The sequence below is a fragment of the Proteiniphilum sp. UBA5384 genome, assembly GCF_002410825.1.
Lineage (GTDB): Bacteria > Bacteroidota > Bacteroidia > Bacteroidales > Dysgonomonadaceae > Proteiniphilum.
On sequence record NZ_DHOS01000002.1, the window covers coordinates 72,284 to 90,321 of the forward strand.

The window sequence follows — 18,038 nt, forward strand, 5'->3', positions numbered from 1 at the left end:
AATGAAATCTTTCCAATAAAAAAAGTAACTTTTTTAGGTTAGTCGGATTTTTTTTACAAGGGGATTGTTTTTCTCTTTTCCAAATTAATTTGTCAAATTTTATTTACACCCATTTTACAAGTTATCAACAATTCATGATTCATATTATTTTATAGTTATTCGGTTTCGCCGTTATTATAATCAGATATCCATTGAATAACTACTGAATATCTATTGAACCATTGAGTATTAAAAAGGAAAATGAATAATTATATATTGTTAATCAGTCTCGAATATTTCTCTATTCAAATAAAGTTTTTTGTATATTTGTTCGTTTGTAGTATTTATAGAAAGAGGGAGTGAAAAAGCAGTATTCTATAATCTATCTGTTTTTACTGTTGGTGCTGGGAAACTCCTGTATGTCCACAGTAAAAATAACTTCTGTCGTAGAAAAGGACAGGGAAGGTGATTTTCTGTTAAAATGGGAAGTGAGCCCTGATCAGGAAGGAGATATAGATATTTATTCTTCCCTGACCGACAGTTCCCTTACAAATTTTACGCCTCTCACTTCCAAAAGGATTACCGATCAGGTGTTAAGAGTGAGTCCTACCGGCTCGGGGTTAAGAGAGTATTTTATACTTCGTACGGCGGGTGTTTATTCAGGTGTGGTGGCAAACAGAGTCATCGAAATGAATAATATCAAAAATTTCAGAGATATAGGTGGATATTTTACTTCGGATAATCGTCAGGTAAAATGGGGCCAAATATACCGTTCGGCAGATGTGAGCAATGCCACTTTGTACGATCAGGAGAAAATACGAAGGTTGGATATCAAGACTGTTATCGATTTCAGATCAGAAAGAACTGCTAAGAAATATCCTTTATTACTTCATCCATCCATCCGTAAAATATCGTTGCCGTTAACCCCGATGGATGCTGAAAAACTGGATGAACAAGTGAGGGACGGAGATTTCAACCGGAGTGATGCCATCCATTATGTACAGGAATCGTATGTGGATATTGTTGAAAATCACAAGGAACAATTTGGTGAAATGTTTGACCTGTTGACTAATGATAGCAATTATCCGATTCTTTTGACAGAATCCTTGGGTAAGGATGGGGTAGGGTTGGCTTCTTATTTCATACTGTATGCTTTAGGTATTCCACACAGTATTTTGGAAGAAGATTATATGCTATCCAATCAGGAAATAGACCCTGCTAAAGCGAATATTGACGCCAGGAATCTTCCTGAACCCCTACAGGAAGCCGTTACGGCTATGCTGTCTGTCAATAATGCATATCTGAATTATGTTATTGACTATATAAAACAGAAATACGGATCGGTAGATACCTATCTCGAAAAAGAACTTCGTGTTACTTCAGGCAAGAAAAATTTATTACGTAAATATCTGCTTTATCAATTCTGATATTTATTAGCATAGAACGGTAAACTTGATTATTTTGCAAAGTTAGATATTCAATTTATTTTCATACCTTTGCACCCGATTTTAAAATAAGGTGTTTTTGAATTCTCTCTCATCTTTAGTGTTAGTGGTTATGGGTAAGGAGAAGTATCAATACCCATAATACATTAAAATTATTTAGAAAATGAACACATTTGAAGAATTGGGAGTAATTCCGGAGATCCGGCAGGCTATTGAGGAATTAGGCTTTGAAAACCCCATGCCGGTACAGGCGGAAGTGATTCCACAACTACTTTCTCAGAAGAGGGACATTATCGCCTTGGCTCAGACAGGTACAGGTAAAACAGCCGCATTCGGTATTCCTGTAATACAAAAAACAGATATAAGTTTAGTATCCCCTCAAACGGTCATTCTTTGCCCTACCAGAGAATTGTGCCTGCAGATAGCAGGGGACCTTACCGATTTCTCTACTTACGTTGAAGATATTAAAATACTTCCTGTATATGGAGGGTCAAGCATTGAAAGTCAGATACGGACTTTAAAGAGAGGGGTACATATTATAGTAGCGACTCCCGGTCGACTGATTGATCTGATCAACCGTAAAACAGTTTCATTGAAACATGTGCATACGATTGTGTTGGATGAAGCCGACGAGATGCTCAATATGGGTTTTTCGGAAAGTATCGATGAGATTCTTTCCAGTGTGCCCGAGAATCGATCCATGTTACTCTTCTCCGCTACAATGCCGAAGGAGATAGAGAAGATTACCCGCAAATATATGAATGATCCGGTGGAGATTACCATCGGACGAAAAAATGAAGGCGCCCAAAATGTACGGCATCTCTATTACATGGTGCATGCCAAGGACAAATACCTCGCATTAAAAAGGATTGTCGACTATTATCCCAATATATACGGAATTGTCTTTTGCCGTACCAGAAAAGAAACGCAGGAGATCGCAGATAAACTTATGCAGGACGGTTATGATGCTGATGCTCTGCACGGTGACTTGTCGCAGGTGCAGCGTGATTATGTGATGAGTAAATACAGGAATCATAATCTCCAGATTTTAGTAGCTACCGACGTTGCTGCGCGGGGACTGGATGTGGATGACGTAACCCATATTATCAATTATGGGTTACCCGATGATTATGAAGTATATACTCACCGTAGCGGCAGGACTGGCCGTGCCGGTAAAACGGGAACCTCCATCTCCATTATCCACATAAAGGAAAAAGGGAAGATTACCCAGATTGAGAAATTGATTCACAAGCAATTTGAAAAGCGCTCTATCCCCAAGGGAGACCTGATCTGCGAGAAACAATTGTTCAATTTTGTGGATAAGATAGAGAAAGTAAAAGTCAACGAAGAGGAGATCGACCGGTTATTGCCCTCCATTTTCCGTAAGTTGGAATGGCTCGGAAAAGAGGATATCATTAAACGGATAGTATCACTTGAGTTCAATCGGCTGATTGAATACTATAAACAGGCCGAGGATATCTATGAACCCGAAGAGAGGTCATCGAAGGGTAGGAGAGAGGATACATGGACGGATAGGACAAGCAGGCGCCAGAAGGGTGGTGGAGTAGTGCAACCTGAAAAAGGATATGCCCGGCTGTTTATCAATATTGGGAAGATGGACGGAGTAAATCCGGCTACCTTGATGGGTTTTATCAATGAACATGTAAAAGGGAAAGTGCCGGTAGGTCGAATCGACCTGATGAAGAATTTTTCTTTTTTTGAAATACCGGAAGAGTTGGCGTCAAAAGTGGTGAAGTCTTTCAGAGGAATGTATATCGAAGACCGGAAACTGGTTGTGGAAGTCTCTCGAGATGAAAATAAACCACAAAAGGAAAAAAGGCAATTCTATGAGTCTTTTGAAGGGAAAAAGAAGAAAAAACATAAGCAGAAAAGATAGCAGTCGGTTGATGCCCATCAACTCGGCAACTGGAATATTAAATATGTATAGACGGGGTTTTTACCCCGTTTTTTTTGTTAGTATGCCCACATTATAACTTAAATCTTAATAACATCGTAACCAAACTGTAATTGATCTGTAACATTTATAAATGACCTTTGTCCCGAAAATCTAACGTAAATAGAAATTTGTGAGACATAGATTTGTTTTGTCAATATTGTTCGTTTTATTGTTTTTCCTTGTCTTTCCGGTGTACTTATATAGTCAGGCAAGTACTATCAAGGGGAAAATAATAGACGCCCAGACCAATGAACCGTTGATAGGTGCATCGGTACTGATCGAAGGGACCACCAACGGCGCTGCTGCTGATCTGGACGGAAATTATATTATCCGGAATGTGGAAGCGGGCAGTTATACGCTTATTGCGTCGTATGTGGCCTACCAAAGTGAGACAAGAACTGGAATTGTTGTTAAAGGAAACAACGAAATGACGGTTGATTTTTTGCTGCACACCGATGATATCAACTTACAGGAGGTGGAAGTAGTTGCACGGGCAAACCGTGAAAGTGAGAATATCCTGTTGATGGAGCAACGTCAGGCGTTGGTTGCCACGCAGGCGGTCGGAGCACGTGAACTGTCGAGAAAGGGAATTGGAGATGCCCGGGCGGCTGTTGCCCAAGTATCCGGAATTTCCAAACAGGAAGGAGTAAAGAATGTGTTTGTCCGCGGATTGGGAGACCGCTATAATGTGACCTTGCTCAATGGGTTTGCCATTCCTTCGGACGATCCGGAATACAAAAATATAGCACTCGATTTTTTTGGAACCGATGTCATTCAAAATATAAGTGTCAACAAAGTATTTAGTGGAAGTGACTACTCCGATGTGGGGGGGGCCGGTATCAATATTGCTTCTAAGGAATTGATTGGCGATTATGCCCTCAATCTTGATCTTTCGGGAGGATTTAATACTTCGACTTTCGGGAGTGATTTTTTGCGTCAGGATGGATCCGGTTATTTTGGATTTGCCGGTACTAAAAGGCCTGCTGCCGATCAATTCAGGTTCCAAAACAGCCTCGATCCGAAAAAAGTGTCGTTGCCGTTTAACCATAGTTACGGGATTTCGGGAGGAAAATTACTGCGGCTGGGAGAAAATCCTTTATCATTCTTTATAGTTGCTTCTTATAGTACCGACTACTCATATACGGAAGAACAAGTGCGAAAATCTTCTACAAATGGAGAGATCAAGCAAGATCAAAAAGGGGATAAGCATTCCCAAAATATCAATCAGCTTTTGCTTGGAAATGTGACATACGATATTCACCGCAAACACAATCTACAATATAATTTTATGTTGGTTCATGCCAACGATCAATATGTGAGCGAATACAAGGGATTCAATTCTGAACGGCATCAGGATAGCCCCGATTTTTTGGGTTTTCTGAGGAGACAGCAGGCAAATGATAATTTATTGGTGGTAAATCAATTAATGTCGGACTGGGAACTGTCGAAACCACTCAAGTTAAGCGCCGGTGTTTCTTATAATAGTGTGAAAGGTGAGGAACCCGATAGGAGGGAGAATTATCTCTCACAACAGGGTGATGGAACTTACGGTTTCACCGGTAGCAACCGACAAAAGCGTTTTTTCTCTACACTACAAGGTAGTGATATAAATGTAAAAACGAGTTTGACTTACAAGTTGGGTGACCGTTTTAATAGTGGTAACTCGGTGTTGAAAGTGGGATATAACGGTCGTTTTGTGGATGATGAATTTGAAGCAATTGAATACAATTTCGGGGCAATTGGTGGGATCTATCCGATTGAAAGTTTGAAGTTGGACGATCTTTACAATGCACGGAACTTGGAAGAGGGACTATTCACGATGACTCTGGGTTCTTCTAATACGTATCATGTAACCAAATATATCCATTCGGGATTTGGGGAAGCATCGTACCAGTTATTAGAAAATCTTACGGCCAATGCCGGTTTCAGAGTCGATGCGGTAGATATGACAGTAGAGTATAACGTGGAACATGTTTCACCGGGAAAAAAAACGCTCAGGAAAAACTATTTCTTGCCTAGCCTGAACCTGAAATATGATTTGAATGGTAAGAATACCATACGCCTGGGGTTAAATAAAACCTATACATTGCCCCAATCAAAAGAAATTTCCCCTTACCAGTATGTAAATGTGTCATTTACCAGTCAGGGTAATCCGAATCTTCAACCATCCGATAATTACAATGCCGATTTGAAATGGGATTATTATATCAGTCCTAATGAATTGGTTTCCATAACGGGTTTCTATAAATATATTGACAATCCAATCGGCCGTGTCGATCAGGGAAATTCGGCAGGATTACTAACTTATGACAATATTAGCGATCATGCTTTGGTGGGTGGTGTGGAACTGGAACTTAGGAAGAATATCTTTAACCGGTTCAATACACAGACGGAGCAGATGAACAGGCTTTCTGCCGGATTGAATGCTTCTTATATCTACACCAATCTCGAACTGAGTATTCTCAATACCAATCCCAGAAATAGTGGGTTGGAGGGTGCCTCGCCTTTCCTTATGAATTGCGACCTGTCGTATAGTTATACCAAACAAGAGAAAAGCCTCATTGCTTCACTTATCTTTAACTACTTCAGCAATCGAATTCATACAATCGGTGCAGGAGGTTATAATGATATTATTGAGGAAGGAGTGGCTACACTCGATTTTGTTGCGTCGTATAAATTCAACAAATATTTTTCGTTAAAAGCCAAAGCTTCCAACTTATTGAATCCGACCTATCGATTGACTCGAGAAAGTAGTTCTACAACGGAAAGCCTTGTTTTGAACGAGTTTAAGAAAGGACAGAATATAAGCTTAGGCGTAAGCTATGAATTTTAATTACTGAATATTTTCACACTAAATTTATTAATTAATCAAACAAGATGAAAAAGATTTTTTTAAGTTTTATGATGTTCGCTGTTATGTTGGCACCCGTGGTGTTGACTTCTTGCGGGGATGACGATCCGGAGAATGGGGATGACAGGGAACTTGTGCACAAGCTTGCCGAAGAAGGTGTTCTTTTGGGCAAATTGAAAGACAAATTAGAATTGAAAGCCGGTACTGAATATGCATTGACAGGTAGTTTTATTGTGGAAGAGAATGGAGAATTGCATATTCCTGCCGGTACGGTTATTAAAGCCAATGAAGGTTTTGGAAATTATATCCTGGTGCTGCAGGGCGGTAAGATCTTTGTAAATGGAACAGCACAAGCACCGGTTACTATGACTGCCAATAAAGCGAATGCGGCACAAGGCCATTGGGGCGGACTGATCATCAATGGGCGCGCACCCCTTGCAGGCGGTACTACCGGCACGACTGAAATCAATACTGATTATAAATACGGTGGTACAAATGTGGCCGATAATTCAGGATCGATCACCTACTTGAAGCTGGAATATACCGGAGCACGTTCGAATGCCGACGTAGAACACAACGGCCTTACATTGAACGGTGTGGGCAACGGTACTACCATCGAAAATATTTTTATCCCGAACGGAGCCGATGACGGTATCGAATTCTTTGGTGGTTCGGTAAATGTGAAGAACCTGTTGGTTGTGAATTCCGATGATGATATGTTCGACTTTACACAAGGTTATACCGGAACATTGGAAAATGCTTATGGAATCTGGGAAAGTGATTATTCCAGTACTGAGTCGGATCCTCGTGGTGTAGAAGCGGACGGTAACATGGATGGTAATTTCCCTGATCACACAGGACAGTCCGATTTTACCATCAAGAATATGACAATCGAACTCAAATTGGCGGCACTCAATGATAAAGAACACCCCGATTTCAAGAAAAAGACGATGCAGGATGTAATTCTCATTCGCCGTGGAGCCAAGGCAACAATTGAGAATGCCTTGGTAAAAGGTACGGGTACTACACAGGATGTAATTGACTTGAATGGGGCAAATGCTGCTACGGCCATCAGCTTGACGAACCAACTGACGTCGGTAACAGACAAGTTAATAAATCCGGAGGCCGGATTGGCGAATGTAAAAATCGAAGACGGTAATGCCGGTTGTCCAACCGATATCTTTTCCTGGACGGGATACCAGTTCTAAGGCCTAAGGCAGAATATTATTTTATGAAGAGATAAAAAATACCTTGGTGAAAGTCAAGGTGTTTTTTGCTATCTGTACGTAGATTAAAGTATACCTTGTTACCAAATGAATATAACATTACAAAAGAAAATTCGAATGAAAGTTAAAGTATTGCTGATATTGACCGGCCTGCTTATAATAGTAGGAGTGCTGGCGCAGAAACGACAGGACACACCGCAATTATACCAGTCGGATGGTGTCTATTATCGCGACAGGGCACAGACAGAGCTCTATACTGGCGATTATAGGGAGTATTATGATAACAATACGATCAAATTGGAAATGCAGATTAAAAACGGTCTGCCCGAAGGTACTTATATTGTTTATTTCGAAAACCGAAAGCCCAAAGAGGTGCGTTCCTATAAAGATGGGAAGCTGCATGGGCTTTGGAGGAATTATGATATATCAGGACAACTGCTCTCCGAAGCGGAATACAAGAACGGACAAAAGCACGGTACTTGGCGGATCTGGGATGAACTGGGAACCCAACGGTATGAAATGAATTACTACAACGGGCAAAAATCTGGTATCTGGAGAATGTGGAATGAGGAGGGAGAGTTGTTGGACGAAAAAAAATATTGAACTATTTTGTTAAGCAATATGAGCAGAACAGATTTATTTGTTTTGTCGAGCGCAGAAAACAAATAAATTCAATGAACAATATCTTATCGTAATAAAAACTTAACCACATCTTAATCAAAACGCAACGGCTTATTTGCGGTTACTCCATACTTTTGTACGGTTTTAAATTAAAAATACAAAATAATATCCATTATGAGAACTTTATTAATGTTTGCTTGTGCTTTACTAATCTCGTCTGCCTTTGCTTCAACCGACAAAAAAAGCGAAAATAAAAGCAAAGAATTCATCTCTATCTTACAACTTACCGGCTCAGTGGTAGACGGGAAGAATAAGGAAACGCTTGCTGGTGCTGCTATTATCGTGGACGGAAAGAAATATTATACCGACCTTGACGGGCAATTTACCATTACTGATGTAACTCCGGGTAAATACAAAGTAAAAGTTGAATTGATTTCTTACGAACCTTATACAACTGAGATCGATTTCACGAAAAATAAAAAATTGAATATCAGTCTGCTGCAAAAATAAGCAATAGACTTCGAAGATGGAAAAAAACACTGCAGTCCATGACTCCAAAACCATGAGTCTGTAACCCAAAACGTCCGATGAATGATTCCAATCCAGTGCAACTGAACGTATGGAAAAATTTCTTTGGACAGTAGTAATATAAATTCTGAATAAACATGGATTGGCTTGCGTATCAACGTAGATTGGTTTTATTTTCTTACAAAAAGTTTTGAAAAGTTTTGAAATTATAAATAAATACTTTAATTTTGGCCCCATATTCTTTTTATTGTGAATTGCACTTCTGTAATATATTACAAAAAGGCGCATAGTAAACTATTTTATATATTAATATATTTTTTATCTTCAATCGATTAAGATATATTTTTAATTAATCAGGGGTGATAATGTATGAATATTTAATAATCTAATTATAACCAGCAATGCTAAAACAAATCAAAAAAAAGTTCTTGGGATTTATTGCGATTTTATTTGTGATAAGTCTTGTCGCTACAAGTTGTAGTGAGGATGGTGGGTATCAAGGTGCCAAACCGGTGATACCCTCTGATCCTTCGAAGCCGGTAACTTTTACCGATTATTCTCCGAAAGAAGGCCCTGTGCGGACTTTGATATTTATTGAAGGATCAAATTTCGGAACAGATATTTCAAAAATAGAAGTAACTATTGGAGGAATAATGGCTCCGGTGATTGGTTCTACGGGTACGAGGATCGCAGTAATGGCTCCCAGGCGCTCCAACAGGGGTGATGTCGTTGTTAAGATTATGGACGCAGCCGATAAAGTGGTAAAGGAGTATGAATTTGAAGATCTGTTTGATCTTCATGTGGCCTTGCAGGTAAACACATTGGTAGGAAAAGTGGACCCTCAAACCAATAAGTCCAGTATCATTAATGGGACGTTCGAAGAAGCGGAGTTTCAAGCACCTTGGTGGCTGGAATTTGATATAGACCCCGAAACGGGTGAAAAATCTATTTATTGTATTGATGCGGAAGACTTGGCCGCACTGCGGAAAATAAACTTGAATAGCGAGGAGGTTTCAACCGTATTCATGAAAGGACAGTCGGGCGCGAAGAAAATAAAATCGATGTTATTCGATACTCCCACCCGCGATACTCTGTTTTTTGTGGATGACAACGGAAAGGGAAACTGGAACGACCGGCATGCGCTACCAAATATATTTTATACGCTCCGTAGGGAAAATTTTAGGAAAGTATATCCCTATCTATATGCACAAACTTCTTATTCTGCTGTATCTATGAACGATGGCACGCTGTTTTATAACACTTACACTAATTCAGTAGTGTATAAAGCTCGCCAGGTATGGGATGCTGCCGCCAAAATGTGGGACGGAGAATCACTGTTCAGTATCAAGGCAAATAGTAGTGGACATACTTTCATGTCAAAACATCCGGATGATTTGTATGTATATATTACTGGGGTATTTCATGCTGTGTATAAATGTGCCTACAATAAGCAAACAAAAACTCTTGAATCACCTGCCGTTCATGTAGGATCTTTAACTGCGGCAACGGGTTATGCAGATCTTCCAGGTACTTCCGCTCGTTTCAATTATCCGCGACAGGGAGTTTTTGTGAAAAACAAAGAATATGTGGCACAGGGTAAAGCCGATGTGTATGATTTTTATGTGTGTGATAATCTAAACCATTGTATTCGGAAAATTACGCCCGACGGTCAGGTTAGCACATTTGCCGGACGCGGGAGTATAGGTTCCGACGGAAATGTAAACGGTTGGATTGACGGTGACGCACGTGAAACGGCTCGTTTTAACAAACCAACGGGTATTTGTTACGACGAAGAAGAAGAGGTTTTTTACGTAGCCGACAATGATAATAAACGAATACGTACCATTTCCGTAGAATAAGAAATACTAAACATGAAAAAAATGAAGAAATATATTCTCGCCGTTGTATGCTTGTTGATATGTACAACGAACCTGTTTGCTCAACAAAAGACCGTGGAAGTCTCCGGCACCATTCTTGATGCAGATGGACTTCCCCTGATTGGAGCCACTGTAGTCGTAAAGGAAAAACCGGGATTAGGTGCGGTTTCCGACATTGATGGCAATTACAAGATAAAACTCGAAGCCTTTCAATACCTTGTTTTCTCCTACATTGGTTATGATAGTCAGGAGCATTTGGTGAAAGATGAAAATATGGTCTTGAATATCACTATGAAGGAATCGACAACGAATGTGCTCGAAGAAGTGACCGTTACTGGAATGGGACCGCAGAAGAAAGTAACTGTAACCGGAGCAATTACCACCGTGGATGTGGAGACTTTGGTAACGCCGGTTTCAAGTGTCAGCAATGCTTTGGCTGGTCAGGTTGCCGGAGTGATGGCCATGCAGAGTTCAGGACAACCGGGACAGAACACTTCCGAATTCTGGATACGTGGTATTTCCACCTTTGGAGGCAGTTCCAGCGCATTGGTCCTGGTAGATGGGTTCGAACGAAATATGGATGAACTCAATATCGAAGATATAGAAACATTCTCCGTATTAAAAGATGCCTCTGCCACAGCTATCTATGGATCTCGTGGTGCCAATGGGGTTATTTTGATTACCACCAAAAGAGGGAAGGAGGGAAAGGTGGATGTGACCGCTAAAGCCGAATATACCTATACCACCCGTACCCGAACACCCAAATTCGCCGATGGACTGACTTATGCATCTATGGCGAATGAAGCGCGCCTGTCCCGTAATCAAAGACCTATTTATACAGATCAGGAACTGATAATGATTGAAGATCAATTAGACCCTGATATTTATCCCAATGTTGACTGGATGGATCTTTTGTTGAAAGATGGTGCCCCCACTTATCGTGCTTCAGTAAGTGTGAAAGGTGGCGGATCAAAAGCCCGGTATTATTTGTCCGGTAGCTTCCTTGATGAGGGTGGAATGTATAATGTGGATAAGACTATGAAGGAATACGATACCAATGCCAATTATCAACGGTACAATTACCGTATGAACATGGATATGAATATTACTAACTCCACACTGATTCAGGTCGGTATCGGTGGTGCGCTTGAAAAAACAAACCATGCCGGGACCACTTCTGACAATATTTGGTATTCCGTATTCGGTTATAACCCTGTCTCTATGCCGGTGATGTACTCAAACGGATATGTACCTGTTATACAGAAAGAAGAAAGCGAGAGAATGGAAAGAAGATACAATCCATGGACAGCCGCTACGCAAACCGGATATTCGGAAGTCTGGAAAAATACCATCAACTCAAACATCACGCTGGAACAAAAACTCGATTTTGTCACCGAAGGGTTGAGATTTACCGGACGTTTCGGTTACGATACCTATAATGAAAATTATATTCAACGCCGGAAAAACCCTGAAATGTGGAGGGCTGAACGGCTACGCGATTCCAACGGGAAGATCGTATTCAACCGATTGGTACCCGAGCGTTTGCTGGAGCAATTTTCCACTGCGTCGGGTGACCGGAAAGAATTTCTGGAAGCAGAATTGGCTTATGGTAGGACGTTTGGTGATCATAATCTCGCCAGTGTCTTCAAATATACACAGGACCGCTATGTGAATACCTCCGATATCGGTGGGGAAATCATGTCCGGAATTGCCCGCAGCCACCAGGGAGTAGCCGGAAATATATCTTACGGATACCAGAGTCGCTACTTCTTCAATTTCAATTTCGGATATAACGGTTCAGAAAATTTTGCTAAAGGGCATCAATTTGGTTTTTTTCCATCCTATTCGGCAGCATGGAACATTGCGGAAGAAAAATTCATCAGAGACCATATTGACTGGATCGGCATGTTTAAAATCCGGTATTCCTATGGCGAGGTGGGTGTGGACGGTGTAGATCCGAAAAAATCTGCTACCCGTTTCCCCTATTTGGCGAATTTTGGAAATTATAATACTACTTATGTCAAAGATGTGGAAGACCCTGTATATTATAATTGGGGAGACTTGAACAGTAAATTCGGGTACGAGGGATTGACTTACACAAAAGTGTCATCCAATAATGTGACCTGGGAAGTCGCCAAGAAGCATGACCTTGGGGTAGATGTATACCTCATGGGCGATAAATTTGGCCTTACGGTGGATTACTTTAACGAACGTCGTGACGGAATTTACATGTCCAGGGACTTTTTGTCTGATATGGTGGGTATTCAGGGAACTAATCCGTCGGCAAATGTAGGAAGCGTGAAAACACACGGGTTCGATGGTAACTTTAAACTTTCACAAAAGGCGGGCAACGTCAATTTACAGGTACGGGGCAACTTCACCTACAGTAAAAATAAGATTACCGAGGCCGATGAAATGGTAAACCGCTATCCCTATCTTCGCAAAACGGGCTATCGAGTCAATCAGGCAAAAGGATTGGTTGCTTTAGGCTTGTTTAAAGATTACGAAGATATCCGCAACAGCCCACGGCAGGACTTCGGCAACGCCCGGGACGTAATGCCCGGAGATATCAAATACAAGGACATAAACGGTGATGGTATTGTCAACAATGACGACATTGTACCCATTGGCGCTACCTCGAAACCTAACCTGATTTATGGTCTGGGAGTTTCTGCCACGTGGAAAGGGTTTGATGTGAACGTCCACTTCCAGGGTGCCGGCAGATCGAGTTTCTTCATTAATGGTTTCACCGTATATCCGTTTACCAACGGAGAATGGGGGAACATTCTGGAAGACGTAGCCAAAGGTAACCGTTGGATTTTAGGTGTCAATGAAGACCCCAATGCCGAATACCCACGGTTGAGTTATGGCGGAAACGCCAACAACTACCGCGCATCTACCTATTGGTTGCGTGACGGTTCTTATTTACGATTAAAAACACTTGAAATAGGGTATACATTGCCCAAAGTAATTACGACCAAGATACATTTGGAAAAAGTAAGATTCCATCTGGTAGGTCAAAACTTACTGACATTTTCGAAATTTAAACTATGGGATCCAGAAATGGGCAGTTCCAATGGACAAAAATATCCGTTAGGAAAAACCATAACTGTCGGACTAACCGTTAATATTTAACATGCTTAATCACAAATTTTTGAAAAGAAACAACTTTAATCAGATGAAAAAAATATATATCTTACTGAGCGCCCTTATAGGTTTGGGAACATTTCTCCAATCCTGCTCCGATCATCTGGATGTGGAGCGCTATTTCAATGACCGTCAGAGTCTGGAACGTATTTTCAATAGCCGGGATTATACCGAACAGTGGCTGGCCAATGCTTATTACCAACTGTTGAATTATAACCTGGAGATAGGACACGTTCAGTTCACGATTACTAATTTCTCGGATGATATGATTTTTACTGAGGGAGGTGCAGGCATAAGTTTTGCTAAATATAAAGCTGGTGAATATGGACCGCAATATACCTCTGGCAATCCGTCAAATCTTATAGCCCGTCCCTGGGACCAATCTTATGAAGGTATCCGCCAGGCATCTATTTTTATACAAAATGTGCATCCGGGTGATGAGATCACCGAAGCCATGTATCGAGACCTCAAAGGACAGGCTTATTTTATTCGTGGTTATCTCTACTGGTTATTATTGCGGAAATATGGGCCGGTACCCATCCTTCCTGAAGAAGGGCTCGATTATGAAGCACCCTATTCGGAATTGGCTCGTCCGAGAAATACATATGACGAGTGTGTGGAATATATTTCAGAACAGATGCTGTTGGCTGCAGGACTTTTGGGACAGGATCGAAGTACTTTGTCCGCTTCACGCCCTACCAAGGGTGCCGCTCTGGCCGTCCGCGCCAAAGTATATCTTTATGCGGCAAGCCCGCTGGCGAACGGTAATCTGGAAATGGACGATTTCGTAGATGATCAGGGAAGGAACCTCATCTCCCAAGAATACGATGAAGGAAAATGGGCAAAAGCCGCGGCTGCAGCCCGTGATGTGATAGAATTGGATGAATATGAACTTTATATAGCTCCAAAACGCCAAACTGGCGGACTTTGGGGTGCTTATCCGCAAACCATCGAGCCCCCCTACCATCCGATATATTCCGAGAAGACCTGGAAAGAAGGTGGATGGAGTGACATTGACCCGTTGGATTCGTATCGTGCCCTGTTCAATGGTGACTTGTATGTGACCGAAAATCCCGAATTGATCTTTTCACGCGGCGATAACCAACTGGACTATCGATTTGGGATACAATCCATGTCGCGTCACCAGATTCCGGTGAGTAAAGGAGGTGGATTCAATTGCCATGGGATTACCGGTAAACAATGCGACGCTTACGGTATGAGTGATGGAAAGCCGTTCGACCGGACTACCAGCCTGAAAGGATTTACTACGAAAGATGGTGAATATCCTTATCTGAAAAAAGATGTATGGCTGGAATATGCCAACCGCGAACCGCGCTTCTATGCCTCGGTTGCTTTTAGTGGCGCACTGTGGGGAGGAATAAGCGCATCGGATGCCACCAATCGTGAATTCCAGACATTTTACTATTATGGTGAAGATGATGGTAGAAAAATTGTGAGCACGCAGGATCGTTGGATACCGACCGGTATCGGGATGATGAAATTTGTGAATCCGAAAGAGAGTTACGCGAGTGGTGGAACGGCATATCCTAAAGTTGACCCAGCTATCCGCTATGCTGATATCTTGCTGATGTATGCCGAAGCGTTGAATGAACTGACAACAACTCATTCAGTTTTGTCGTGGGATGGTAATGAAATATATACCATCACAAGGGATGTCCCGGCAATGAAAGCAGCCGTGCTTCCGGTGCGCCTGCGTGGTGGTGTGCCCAATTACGATGAAGTAGGCTTGGGTAATCCATATAATTCTCCCGATGAACTGAGAACATTACTTAAACGTGAACGCCAGATTGAATTTTTGGGTGAGAATCAACGCTATTACGACCTTCGACGTTGGAAAGATGCACCGGAGGAAGAAAGCCAGATGATTTACGGATGCAATACTACTGTTCCGAAGGAATACCGAGAGCATTTCTATGAGCAGGTAGTGGTGTCGAGCATCCAAACCTCATGGTCCATCAAACAATACTTCTGGCCAGTTGCTTATAATGAGTTGAAAAGAAACGCCCGTTTGACGCAAGCGCCCGGATGGCCGTCATTTGATTAATCCAGTAATAAAAAATAAAGTTAGTATGAAACGATTATATATATATTTGACTGTACTGATTGGAGCACTTTTTCTTCTTCCCGGCTGTAATGATGAATGGAAAGAAGAGCTATATACCCGGATGGTCTCCTTGAAAGCGCCCATCAATAAAGATGATGTGTCAGTTATTTACCTGAGATATAAATCCAATGGTGAATCTTCCACATATAAACTTCCTATTATCGTGAGCGGGTCGAGTACCAATGATCGCGATTATAATGTGCGCATTGATGTAGACAACGACACGTTGAACTTCCTGAATATCGCCAGGTATGCCTCACGTACTGATTTATATTACAAGCAATTGCCAGCCGGTTTCTATGAATTTCCGTCGCAAACCTGCCATATTTCGTCAGGCGAAGATGTAGGCTTTTTTAATATAGATTTCAATTTTTCGGAATTGGATCTGGTGGAAAAATGGGTTTTGCCGGTGACTATCCTGCCCGATGCGTCCTATACAATGAACACTTATAAAGGCCGCCAGAAAGCTTTGCTATGGGTGATGCCATTCAACGATTATTCCGGTTCTTATAACGCCGCCAGTATGTATGTATATTTTGGCGATAATACCACAAAGTATATGACTGCCAGCACCCGCGAAGCCTGGGTAGTGGATGATAACACCGTTTTCTTCTATGCCGGCATAACCGAGGAATTGGCTGAAAACAGAGGTGCATTTAAAGTAAAATGTGAGTTTCGAGCACCCGATGAAGTATCCGAAATAGAGAATGTGCATACGGCAGATGGCACTCCCCTTTATCTGAAAAGGGGGGAACTGGTGCTAAGTGCCGAAAATCCGGATTTAGAATTTGAAGTGGTGGGAGAACCCAAGTATGAGATCAAGGAAGAACTGGATATCGACAGGCCACATATCATTAAACGTATTTTCACCCTGACGATGGAGTATAAGTATAAAGACACGGTCTCCAGCGAGAATATGGATTTTCCTTACAGATGTAAGGGTACCATGCTTATGCAGCGGAATATAAGTACATTAATACCCGACGAAGACCAAGCTATATTCTGGTAAGCGATTGCTGTTTTTTAATAATTAGATATACCTCCAGGAGGTCGTTCAATGGAGAATTCCAAGAATGGCATTTTGGAGGTATTTGTTATCATGTATCGTTATATTTTGTAATTTAGAGGCATGAACGGAGTGGTATTTCTATAATAATCCGATTTACAATTTATTAAAATCAAATATGAAATTTATTGCCTTATGCAAAACAGAAGAAGTTTTATCAAAAATGTATCCCTTTTCTCATTAGGGGGAATACTGATGGGGAAATCCGATTTGGCAAATGCTTCCATAATGTCAAAATTTTTAACAAGCGCGGGGAAGAAGTTCGGATTGCAGATTTACTCTTTAGGAAAAGAACTTTATGAAAATCTTCCTGAAGGGTTACAACGGATAAGCAGGATGGGCTATTCTACCCTGGAGTTGGCCGGTTACCGGGATGGAAAGATAAATAATATTGAAATGGGAGAATTCCGCAAGATGACAGATGATGCCGGCCTGAAGATTATCAGTTCGCATATGAATCCGCCGGTGCGTGAGTACAATTCCTCTAACAAGGGTGCAATAGTTGATTTCTGGAAAAAGGCAGCGGATGATCATGCCAAAATAGGAGTGCGCTATATTGTGCAACCGGGACAGCCTGTTACCCGTAGTACGGAAGAGGTATCCATTGTCTGTGAAGTTTTTAATGAAGCGGGTAGAATTGCCAAAGCCAACGGACTTATTTTTGGGTATCACAACCATGATATGGAATTTTCACGGGTGGTTCCTGGAGGGAAGGAAATGGTTTTCGGTCGTAGGGCGTTCGGTAGAGACATGCCTAAAGGTACGGAGGTTATATATGATGGATTCCTCAGGCAAACGGATCCGGATCTGGTCATATTCGAATTGGATGTCTATTGGACTGTAATAGGACAAAACGATCCGCTGGAATATATGAAAAAGTATCCAGAGCGTATTCGGTTATTACATATCAAAGATAAAGAGGTATTGGGACAGTCGGGGATGATGAACTTCGAACAGATTTTTGTCCAGGCCTATAAAAATGGGATAGAAGACTATTTTGTTGAATTGGAAGGAATCTCTTCGGGAACACAATTTGAAGGAGTGAAAGGGTGCGCTGATTATCTGCTGAAAGCTCCATTTGTAAAATGATGGCTATCGGGGGTTATGATTAAATCCCCGACCTTCAGATTACGGTAAAAAATAATTTATTTTTTAAATCCTTCATAATGTCGGGTTTTCACTTTCCTGCTTGGGGATACGAAGTTTTTCATGTAAT

At 41.4% G+C, this 18,038-nt stretch carries 11 protein-coding genes; all 11 read left to right on the top strand.

Going from position 1 to position 18,038, the window contains the following annotated elements; all coding sequences use genetic code 11:
* Positions 1–338: 338 nt before the first annotated feature.
* Positions 339–1,406 carry a tyrosine-protein phosphatase gene (locus tag B4G81_RS01435; RefSeq protein ID WP_294079329.1) on the top strand — a complete coding sequence of 356 codons (1,068 nt, stop codon included), beginning with the start codon at positions 339–341 and terminating at the stop codon, positions 1,404–1,406.
* A gap of 181 nt (positions 1,407–1,587) precedes the next feature.
* On the top strand, positions 1,588–3,321 hold the full coding sequence (locus B4G81_RS01440; protein WP_294079331.1) for a DEAD/DEAH box helicase: 1,734 nt from the start codon (positions 1,588–1,590) through the stop codon (positions 3,319–3,321).
* Positions 3,322–3,511: 190 nt separating this feature from the next.
* Complete coding sequence (locus B4G81_RS01445; RefSeq protein WP_294079333.1) at positions 3,512–6,214, top strand: TonB-dependent receptor; 2,703 nt, start codon at positions 3,512–3,514, stop codon at positions 6,212–6,214.
* A gap of 44 nt (positions 6,215–6,258) precedes the next feature.
* Entirely contained in the window at positions 6,259–7,440 is a 1,182-nt protein-coding gene (locus B4G81_RS01450) for a hypothetical protein (RefSeq protein WP_294079335.1), read from the top strand.
* A 135-nt stretch (positions 7,441–7,575) separates the two neighbouring features.
* Entirely contained in the window at positions 7,576–8,061 is a 486-nt protein-coding gene (locus tag B4G81_RS01455; protein WP_294079337.1) for a toxin-antitoxin system YwqK family antitoxin, read from the top strand.
* A 192-nt stretch (positions 8,062–8,253) separates the two neighbouring features.
* Positions 8,254–8,589, top strand: coding sequence for a carboxypeptidase-like regulatory domain-containing protein (locus tag B4G81_RS01460; protein WP_294079339.1), 336 nt, complete (start codon positions 8,254–8,256; stop codon positions 8,587–8,589).
* Positions 8,590–9,008: 419 nt separating this feature from the next.
* Positions 9,009–10,466, top strand: a complete 1,458-nt coding sequence (locus B4G81_RS01465; protein ID WP_294079342.1) for an IPT/TIG domain-containing protein — start codon at positions 9,009–9,011, stop codon at positions 10,464–10,466.
* Positions 10,467–10,487: 21 nt separating this feature from the next.
* Positions 10,488–13,619, top strand: coding sequence for a SusC/RagA family TonB-linked outer membrane protein (locus tag B4G81_RS01470; protein WP_294079344.1), 3,132 nt, complete (start codon positions 10,488–10,490; stop codon positions 13,617–13,619).
* 43 nt (positions 13,620–13,662) lie between these two features.
* Entirely contained in the window at positions 13,663–15,696 is a 2,034-nt protein-coding gene (locus B4G81_RS01475; RefSeq protein WP_294079346.1) for a RagB/SusD family nutrient uptake outer membrane protein, read from the top strand.
* A gap of 25 nt (positions 15,697–15,721) precedes the next feature.
* Entirely contained in the window at positions 15,722–16,765 is a 1,044-nt protein-coding gene (locus B4G81_RS01480; protein ID WP_294079349.1) for a DUF4973 domain-containing protein, read from the top strand.
* A 192-nt stretch (positions 16,766–16,957) separates the two neighbouring features.
* A complete protein-coding gene (locus B4G81_RS01485; protein ID WP_294079350.1) occupies positions 16,958–17,911 on the top strand; it encodes a sugar phosphate isomerase/epimerase family protein in 954 nt (317 codons plus the stop codon).
* Positions 17,912–18,038: the final 127 nt, after the last annotated feature.

Bases quoted from the DNA above. Each gene is read 5' to 3' on its own strand.
- B4G81_RS01470 (WP_294079344.1), top strand. From the start codon at position 10,488: ATGAAGAAATATATTCTCGCCGTTGTATGCTTGTTGATATGTACAACG.
- B4G81_RS01450 (WP_294079335.1), top strand. From the start codon at position 6,259: ATGAAAAAGATTTTTTTAAGTTTTATGATGTTCGCTGTTATGTTGGCA.
- B4G81_RS01485 (WP_294079350.1), top strand. From the start codon at position 16,958: ATGCAAAACAGAAGAAGTTTTATCAAAAATGTATCCCTTTTCTCATTA.
- B4G81_RS01475 (WP_294079346.1), top strand. From the start codon at position 13,663: ATGAAAAAAATATATATCTTACTGAGCGCCCTTATAGGTTTGGGAACA.
- B4G81_RS01455 (WP_294079337.1), top strand. From the start codon at position 7,576: ATGAAAGTTAAAGTATTGCTGATATTGACCGGCCTGCTTATAATAGTA.
- B4G81_RS01460 (WP_294079339.1), top strand. From the start codon at position 8,254: ATGAGAACTTTATTAATGTTTGCTTGTGCTTTACTAATCTCGTCTGCC.
- B4G81_RS01480 (WP_294079349.1), top strand. From the start codon at position 15,722: ATGAAACGATTATATATATATTTGACTGTACTGATTGGAGCACTTTTT.
- B4G81_RS01440 (WP_294079331.1), top strand. From the start codon at position 1,588: ATGAACACATTTGAAGAATTGGGAGTAATTCCGGAGATCCGGCAGGCT.
- B4G81_RS01465 (WP_294079342.1), top strand. From the start codon at position 9,009: ATGCTAAAACAAATCAAAAAAAAGTTCTTGGGATTTATTGCGATTTTA.